Origin of the sequence: Hydrogenophaga sp. (assembly GCF_041633695.1) — a bacterium.
Classification (GTDB): Bacteria; Pseudomonadota; Gammaproteobacteria; order Burkholderiales; family Burkholderiaceae_C; genus Hydrogenophaga.
In genome coordinates this window covers 1-7,289 of record NZ_JBFJMY010000202.1, presented here as the reverse complement: position 1 = coordinate 7,289, position 7,289 = coordinate 1, and the positions used below count along the sequence as shown (strand labels likewise).

Below are 7,289 nucleotides of genomic sequence, written 5' to 3'. Positions count from 1 at the left end.
GTACAAGGTTTCGCGACCCATGCGGTCCAGGATCAGCTCGGCGGTCCAGGGCAGCATCAGCGCGCCGCAGCGGCTGTCGCGGTACAGTCGCTCCAGCGGCAGGTGCTTCATCATGCTCTGGCCACCGCAGGTGCGGATGGCCAGGCGCGCGATGTCGTTGGCGCCTTCCATCACGCTGTAGTGCGCCGCGTACAGGCGCAGCTTTTCGTCCTTGCTGGGATGGGGTTTGGCCTCGGCAATCGCGCGCGAAAAAATGCTCTTCATGTTCTCCAGCTGTATGCGCATTTGCGCCACCGCGATCTGCTTGGTCGGGTACATGCGGCGCTTCACCGGCGGCTCGCCCGGCACCTCGCCGCGCAGGTATTGCACGGTGAAGTCGTAGGCCGCGTTGGCCAGGCCCAGGTAGGTGGGCGAAAGCGTGAAGAACATGGCGGGCCAGGTTTGCGCCCCTTTGAAGTAGACGCCGCGCGGCATGAGCTGCTCGGCATCGCTGACGAAAACGTCTTTGAACGCCAGGTTGCGGCTCACCGTGCCACGCATGCCCATCGGGTCCCATTCGCCGCTGATGGAGAAGCCTTCGCTGGTGGCGGGCACGCTGATGTAGAGCGTGTCGCGCGCGTCGGGGTGGTCATCGCCCTTGTCTTCGGTGCACAGAATGCCGTAGTAGTCGGCCGCGCCCGACAGGCTCGCCCAGATTTTGCGTCCGTTGATCAGCCAGCCGCCGTCGACCTTTTTCGCGCTGGTGCCAAACGGCGCGCGGCCCGCAGCAGCGGCCGTGCCTTCGCTGAAGGGTTGGGCGTAGAGGGCGCCGCGGTTGACGATCCGGTCAAAGTGCAGCTCGCGCCGCTCGGCGTGTTCGGCGCGCTCGGTGGCGCTCATGGCAATGCCATCGGCCAGCACCCCGGTCCACATGGTGGAGCAGATGTGCATGTTCCAGGTCAGCGCCGTGGCGCCGCAAAAGCGCCCGATTTCCGCCGCGACCATCATGTAGGTCGCGTAGTCGGCGCCCAGGCCGCCGTGGCTGGTGGGCACGCAGAGCCGCAGAAAACCGGCTTCGCGCAAGTCCTGGTAGTTGGCAAACGGAAAGCTGGCCTCTCGGTCCCATTCGGGGGCGCGCGCGGCGAAAGTGTCGCGGCCCAACATGTGGGCGCGGGTCAGCAGGTCGCGCTGCAAAGGCGTGAAAGCCATGTCGCCCACAGCGGGGGTGAAAGGCAGGCTGGCTGCTTGGGGGGTGGCCATGGTGTCTCCTCTGGTGGGTTGGGGGCCTGTGCACACGCGCTGGCCGATCGCCGGCGGGGACAGGCTCAGTGGTGATCCGGCAGCGGCTTGGGCCAGGGTTCGCGCAAAAAGTTGAGCACCAGGGCATCAAATTCATCCGGCGCTTCCAGGTTCATCAAATGCCCCATGCCGGCCAGCTCGGCGTAGCGCGCGCGCGGAATGCTGTCCGCCATCTGTTTCATCACGGTGGGTGCGGCCACGCGGTCGAACTCGCCACCGATGAGCAAGGTGGGCACGCGGATCTGCGCCAGTTCGGCCTGGCGGTCAAAGCGCACCAAGGCGTCGAGCGCGCGCCGGTAGGTGGCGGCGGGCACACCGGCCATGCAGTGTTCGGCCAGGCGCGCACCTTCGGGCATGGCGCCCGGCCCGACCATCTTGGGCACCAGCATTTGCGCCACTTCGGCCATGCTTTTGCCCGCGTCCAATGGGGCGGTGCGCGCCGCCACGAATTGCCCGGCCCAGGCCTGCGCGGCCTGGCCGTCGCTGCGCTTGCCAAAGGCCGCCGAGGTGCCGCACAGGATCAGGCGGCGCACCTTGTCGGGCCGCCGCGCCACCACCTCCTGCGCCACCATGCCGCCCATGCTGTGACCCAGCAACACCAGGCCGCCGGTGGCGTCGGGGCTGTGCCCGCTGGGCAGGCGCGCTTCCGATTCCAGCAGCTGGTCGATCAAGTCGATGCAACTTTCGGCCAGAGCCTTGAAGGTATAGGGTTCGACCGGCGGGCTGTAGCCATAACCCGGCATGTCCCAGGCCACGGCGCGGTAGCCCGCCGAGGCAAAGCTCTCGACCTGCGGTGAAAACGCCATGTGACCGCCGCCAATGCCGTGCAACATCAGAATGGTCGGGCCCGAGCCCAGGGTGGTGAATTTGGTCATCGGCAAAACGGGGTTCAAACGGTGGGGAGGTCCAGCACGCGCCCGGCCTGCACCACCGGGGTGTCGTCGAGCAGCACGGTGCAATGGCGCATGGGCAGGTCGAAGTGGGCCTGGGTGAAGCGCCCGGCGGTTTCGTTGGCGCCGGTGCTGTAGAGAAAATTACCAGCAAAGGCGCGCAGCTCGGTGCCGTTGAAATCGCGTTTGTCGTACAAGGCCATGCTGTCCCAGCGGGCGGACTCGTTCAAGCCGTAGCCCACATGGCTCACGGCGTAGGCTGGTGCCCCCACGCTCCTCCGCTGCGCGGGTCGCTGCCCCCCGAGGGGGCTCGTTTCACCTTGGGGCGGCCCGGCGGTGAAACGGTCCTCGTCTGCCCAGGCGGCGAAATGGCTGCGCATGAGTTCGGCGTCCACGCCGCTGCCGTCTATGTGCACTACATGGTCGTTCTGGATCGTCAGGGTGATGGGGCTTTCGATGTAGCGCTTGAAACTCAGGTTCACATCGCCCACGTCCAGTACCAGGGTGCCGTTCACGCTGCCCGTCGCCGGAAAGGCCAGCACCAGCCCGCCGGGCCAGTGGGTCAGCGTGCCGGGACGGGTGGTGCTGCCCCAGTTGCCGCCGGTCACCGCGTCCTGCAGGCCAATGGACAAATCGGTACCGGCCTCGGAGGTCACGCGCATGCGGCGGGCCGCGCGCAGCCGCTTCACATGCGCCTTCACCCGCGCCTCGGTGGCGTCGTCGGGCAGCAGCCGCGCCAGCGCTTCCGGGTGTTCGTTGCTCACGTAGACGATGCGCGGTTGGGTGCTGCCATTGCCCTGGAGAATGGCGGGCAGTTCGGGCGCGTGCATCAGGCCTTCGACCGTGCAATCGACCACCAGGGCGCAGGCCTGCAGCGCGGCGATCACCGGCGCCATCTGCTGGATGGCGGGGCTGGCGCCATTCGATCGCGTGAGCGGCGCGCCGGTGCTGAACACCGACGGTAAGGTGAGCATGAACACCTGGGCGCCGAGGCGGGCCGCCGCCAGCCGGGCCAGCTCGGGCAACACGGCCCGGCTTTGGGTTTCGGCCAGGATGGCGACGCTGTCACCCGCTTGCAGCGCGCAGCGCCGCAGCACGGCCTCAAAAGCGTCGACCCAGGCGGGTTCGGTGCGTTCCTGCAGCATGTTGTCTCCGGTTGTTGCCCGTCCAAAACCACGGGACTGTCAAAATGCCTGCATGCCGCTGGCCGCGCAATGGCAATTTCTCACGACCAGCGGTTTGCATTATTCATGAATTTTCATATAAATTCCACCCATGTCTCCTGCCCGTTCCGCTGGTCACCAGGCCCGCCCGCCCGACTTCTCGACCCACGACTTCCGTGCGTCGCTGGGGATGTTCGCGACCGGCGTGACCATCGTGACGGCACGCACGGCCAGCGGTGAACTGGTGGGCCTGACCGCCAACTCCTTCAACTCGGTGTCGCTGGACCCGCCCCTGGTGCTGTGGAGCCTGGCGCGCGTGGCCGGCTCGATGGCGGTGTTTGCCAACGGCTCGCACTACGCCATCAACGTGCTGGGCGCCGACCAGCAAGCCCTGGCAGAAGGCTTTGCGGCCCGCGACACCGACCGTTGGGCGGGTGTCGCCTTCACCGACGGCGTGAGCGGCGCGCCGCTGTTGGCCGGCGCGGCGGCCACGTTCGAATGCTTCAACCGCAGCCAGTACGTCGAGGGTGACCACGTGATTTTTGTGGGTGAGGTCGAACGCTGCCGCCACCGCGCCGAAGCCTCACCGCTGCTGTTCCACGGCGGCCGGTTTTACGCCGAACACCCCTTGTAAACCGGTTCGCCATGCCGCAGTCGGTCATTCCCCAGCTCCGCATCACACAAGCGGCACGCAGCCTGGCGTTCTACGTGGAGCAACTCGGTTTTGTGGTCGACTGGCAGCACCAGTTCGAGCCGGGCTTTCCGCTTTTTTTCCAGATCACACGCAACGGCCAGACCCTGTTTCTGACCGAACACGCGGGCGATTGCGAGCCCGGTGGGGCGGTGTATTTCCACGTGCCCGATGCCACCGCCTGCCACGCCGCTTTCGCCGCGCGCGGCGTGGTGGCCGCCACGCCGCCGCAACACACACCCTGGGGCACGGTGGAATTTCTGCTGCGCGATCCGGACGGCAACCGGCTGCGTTTTGCCACCCACCCAGAATCCGGCGACGCCGCCTGATGGCCACCCGCTTCATCGACAACTACCTGGGCTATCTGCTCGGCCAGGCCAACCACGCCTTGTTCAAGGCGTTTGACGCCCAGGTGCGCCAGGCCGGCCTGGGCTCGCTGGAATGGCGGGTGCTGGCCACGCTGCTCGAACAGCCGCCGATGTCGATCGGCCAGTTGACCGACGAGGTGTTGAGCCAGCAACCCACGGTGACCAAGCTGGTACAGCGCCTGGCGGCACAGGGCTGGCTCAGCCTGTGCGACGACCCGGCAGACCAGCGGCGCACGCTGGTGGCCATCACCGCGCAAGGCCAGGCCAAGGTGGCGCCGCTGATCGATGTGGCGCAAGCGCACGAGGTGCAGAGCCTGGGCGGCATGAGCCCGGCCGAGGTGCAACGGCTGAAAACCCAGTTGCGTCGGCTCGCCGGCCGATCGTGAGCCGCTGCGCCAGAATGCGTTGCCATGACACCTGCACCCGCCGCCCGGCAACGCCACGCCCACCTCGACACCCTGGCCATCGTGCTGCTGGTGGTGTGTTGCGCTTTTTGGGGCTTTCAACAAATCCTCATCAAGACCACGGTGGGTGAAGTGCCGCCGCTGTGGCAAGCCACGCTGCGCTTCTGGGGCGCCACGCTGCTGCTGTGGCTGTGGTGCCGGGCTCGCGGCGTGCCGCTGTTCCAGCGCGACGGTTCGCTCAAAGCCGGTCTGCTGGCGGGTACCTTGTTCGCCGGCGAGTTCGCGGCCATCTACCTCGGGCTCATGCACACCAGCGCCTCGCGCCTCACGGTGTTCCTCTACACCAGCCCCTTTGTGGTGGCGCTGCTGCTGCCCCGCGTGGTGCCCAGCGAAACCCTGCGGCGGGTGCAGTGGATCGGCCTGGTGATGGCTTTTGTGGCGGTGGCCGTGGCCTTCAGCGAAGGCTTCGTGCAAAGCTCCCCGGTGGTCGGCCAGTGGCGCGGCGACGCGCTGGGCCTGGGCGCCGGCCTGCTCTGGGGCCTGACCACGCTCACCATCCGCAGCAGCGTGCTGAGCGATGCGAGCGCCGAAAAAACCCTGTTCTACCAAGTGGCCGTTACGGCCGCCGTGGCGCCCCTGCTCTCGCTGGGCCTGGGCGAAACCTGGTCGCTCGCTTATTCGGCACAGGCCTGGGGTTCGCTGGGCGTGCAAACGGTGGTCGGCGCCTTTGCCAGCTACCTGACCTGGATGTGGATGCTGCGCCACTACCCCGCCACACAAATGGCCACCTTCACGTTTCTCACCCCCGTGTTCGCGCTGGTGTTTGGCGTGGTCTTGCTGGGCGAGCCGCTGACCCTGCAGCTGGTGCTGGCCCTGGTGGGTGTGGCGGTGGGAATTGTGCTGGTGAACCGGCGGCCCCAGATGCCGGGCTGAGCTCAGACCACCGGTTGCAGCGGTTCAGCGCTGCGTGCGGGCCCAGGCCTCGTAGCGGGCCTTGTTTTCTTCGTTCGGCGGGTACAGGCCGGGCAGTGGCAGGCCAGCATCCACCTGCGTCATGATCCAGCCCTCCAGCCGCTCCTGCTCCACCGCTGCGGCGATCACGTCGTCGAGCACATCGGCGGGGATCAGCACCGCGCCGTCCGCATCGACCACCACCACGTCGTTCGGAAACACCGCCACGCCGCCGCAGCCAATGGGTTCCTGCCAGCCCACAAAGGTGAGTCCCGCCACCGACGCGGGCGCCGCCGTGCCCTGGCACCAGACCGGCAGACCGGTGCCCAGCACACCCGCCAGATCGCGGATCACACCGTCGGTCACCAGCGCGGCCACACCGCGCTTTTGCATGCGGGCGCACAAGATGTCGCCAAAAATGCCGGCATCGGTCACACCCATGGCATCGACCACGGCGATACAGCCCTCGGGCATGGCCTCGATGGCGGCCCGGGTGGAGATGGGCGAGGCCCAGGACGCGGGCGTGGCCAGGTCTTCGCGCGCGGGCACAAAGCGCAGCGTGAAGGCGCGCGCCACCAATCGTGGCTGACCCGGCTGCAGCGGTTTGGCACCGCGCATCCACACATTGCGCAGCCCTTTCTTGAGCAGCACGGTGGTGAGCGTGGCGGTGGTGACGCCAGTCAAGGTTTGAACGATTTTGGGATCTAGTGGCAGCGGATCGGTACCCATGGAAGGACTCCTGTGTGTCTATGTCGGAGCTCCATTGTCGGGTGAAAACCGCCGGTCACCGCCGTGGGCGGCTCCGCTGGCGCCACAGGCGAAACGCTAGGAGCCTGCGCGGCAGAAGGCGTCGAAAGCGAAAATCGCCCCCAGCGAGGACAGTTTTTGCGGGATGTGCAGCCCCATAGCCCGGCTATGGGGCAAATAGACGGTGAAAAATGGACCGCTGCGGGCGATTTGCAGCCGACGCCTCTTCTACCGCGCAGGCTCCTAGGTCGCGGGACGGGCCACAGACGGCGCACGGCCCAGGTGGGTTCCGGAATCCAGCATCAGGAGTTCACCCGTCACGGTTCGGGCCCCGTCGATCAGCCAGACGATGGCCTCGGCCACGTCTTCGGCTGTGCACGCCCGCCCAAGTGGAGCGCTCTGTTCGTACTGCGCCTTGATCTTGTCGAAGCTCTCCTGCCCCACGCCGTCGACAAACCAGCGCGTCGAGATCAGGCCGGGACAAACCGCGTTGACGCGGATCGCTGGCGCCAGGCTGCGCGCCAGATGGAGGGTGAGCGAATTGACCGCGCCCTTGGACGCGATATAGGCCACCGAGGAGCCCGTGCCCAGCACGCCGGCGATGGACGAGACGTTGACGATCGCGCCGTTGACGGCCTTCAGGTGCGGCACACAGGCGCGCACCATCTGGAAGGCGCCGACCACATTGACGCCGAAGATTTTCTGAAACGTGTCCGCGTCCAGCGCATCCCAGTTGGAGACGCCGGCAAACGACGTGATGCCGGCGTTGTTGACCAGCGCATCGATGCGACCCCAGC

At 67.1% G+C, this 7,289-nt stretch carries 9 protein-coding genes; 4 read left to right on the top strand and 5 right to left on the bottom strand.

Annotated features, from left to right (window positions below):
* From ABYB95_RS13290 to ABYB95_RS13280, 3 genes are all read right to left on the bottom strand, one after another.
* Positions 1-1,239: acyl-CoA dehydrogenase family protein (locus ABYB95_RS13290; RefSeq protein ID WP_372659040.1), on the bottom strand; the 1,239-nt coding region annotated here is incomplete at its 3' end.
* Positions 1,240-1,304: 65 nt separating this feature from the next.
* Positions 1,305-2,153: an alpha/beta fold hydrolase gene (locus tag ABYB95_RS13285; RefSeq protein ID WP_372659039.1), complete on the bottom strand. Its 849-nt coding sequence runs from the start codon at positions 2,151-2,153 to the stop codon at positions 1,305-1,307.
* A gap of 14 nt (positions 2,154-2,167) precedes the next feature.
* Positions 2,168-3,313: a peptidase M29 gene (locus tag ABYB95_RS13280; protein WP_372659038.1), complete on the bottom strand. Its 1,146-nt coding sequence runs from the start codon at positions 3,311-3,313 to the stop codon at positions 2,168-2,170.
* A gap of 130 nt (positions 3,314-3,443) precedes the next feature.
* Here ABYB95_RS13280 and ABYB95_RS13275 point away from each other — a divergent pair, with 130 nt between their 5' ends.
* The 4 genes from ABYB95_RS13275 to ABYB95_RS13260 are packed head-to-tail and all read left to right on the top strand — an operon-like array spanning position 3,444 to position 5,727.
* Positions 3,444-3,965, top strand: a complete 522-nt coding sequence (locus ABYB95_RS13275; RefSeq protein WP_372659037.1) for a flavin reductase family protein — start codon at positions 3,444-3,446, stop codon at positions 3,963-3,965.
* 11 nt (positions 3,966-3,976) lie between these two features.
* A complete protein-coding gene (locus ABYB95_RS13270; protein ID WP_372659036.1) occupies positions 3,977-4,351 on the top strand; it encodes a glyoxalase superfamily protein in 375 nt (124 codons plus the stop codon).
* Positions 4,351-4,776, top strand: coding sequence for a MarR family winged helix-turn-helix transcriptional regulator (locus tag ABYB95_RS13265; RefSeq protein WP_372659035.1), 426 nt, complete (start codon positions 4,351-4,353; stop codon positions 4,774-4,776). Before ABYB95_RS13270 ends, ABYB95_RS13265 begins: the two co-directional genes overlap by 1 nt.
* A 24-nt stretch (positions 4,777-4,800) precedes the next feature.
* Positions 4,801-5,727, top strand: coding sequence for a DMT family transporter (locus tag ABYB95_RS13260; RefSeq protein WP_372659034.1), 927 nt, complete (start codon positions 4,801-4,803; stop codon positions 5,725-5,727).
* 24 nt (positions 5,728-5,751) lie between these two features.
* Here the strand turns inward: ABYB95_RS13260 and ABYB95_RS13255 are convergent, their stop codons facing one another.
* Together ABYB95_RS13255 and ABYB95_RS13250 are read right to left on the bottom strand one after the other, a co-directional pair.
* Positions 5,752-6,474 carry a ribonuclease activity regulator RraA gene (locus ABYB95_RS13255; RefSeq protein ID WP_372659033.1) on the bottom strand — a complete coding sequence of 241 codons (723 nt, stop codon included), beginning with the start codon at positions 6,472-6,474 and terminating at the stop codon, positions 5,752-5,754.
* A gap of 261 nt (positions 6,475-6,735) precedes the next feature.
* On the bottom strand, positions 6,736-7,289 hold a 554-nt coding region (locus ABYB95_RS13250), incomplete at its 5' end, for an SDR family NAD(P)-dependent oxidoreductase (RefSeq protein ID WP_372659032.1).

Excerpts from the sequence above, each read along its gene's own strand:
- ABYB95_RS13285 (WP_372659039.1), bottom strand. The coding sequence starts at position 2,153 with ATGACCAAATTCACCACCCTGGGCTCGGGCCCGACCATTCTGATGTTG.
- ABYB95_RS13280 (WP_372659038.1), bottom strand. The coding sequence starts at position 3,313 with ATGCTGCAGGAACGCACCGAACCCGCCTGGGTCGACGCTTTTGAGGCC.
- ABYB95_RS13275 (WP_372659037.1), top strand. The coding sequence starts at position 3,444 with ATGTCTCCTGCCCGTTCCGCTGGTCACCAGGCCCGCCCGCCCGACTTC.
- ABYB95_RS13270 (WP_372659036.1), top strand. The coding sequence starts at position 3,977 with ATGCCGCAGTCGGTCATTCCCCAGCTCCGCATCACACAAGCGGCACGC.
- ABYB95_RS13265 (WP_372659035.1), top strand. The coding sequence starts at position 4,351 with ATGGCCACCCGCTTCATCGACAACTACCTGGGCTATCTGCTCGGCCAG.
- ABYB95_RS13260 (WP_372659034.1), top strand. The coding sequence starts at position 4,801 with ATGACACCTGCACCCGCCGCCCGGCAACGCCACGCCCACCTCGACACC.
- ABYB95_RS13255 (WP_372659033.1), bottom strand. The coding sequence starts at position 6,474 with ATGGGTACCGATCCGCTGCCACTAGATCCCAAAATCGTTCAAACCTTG.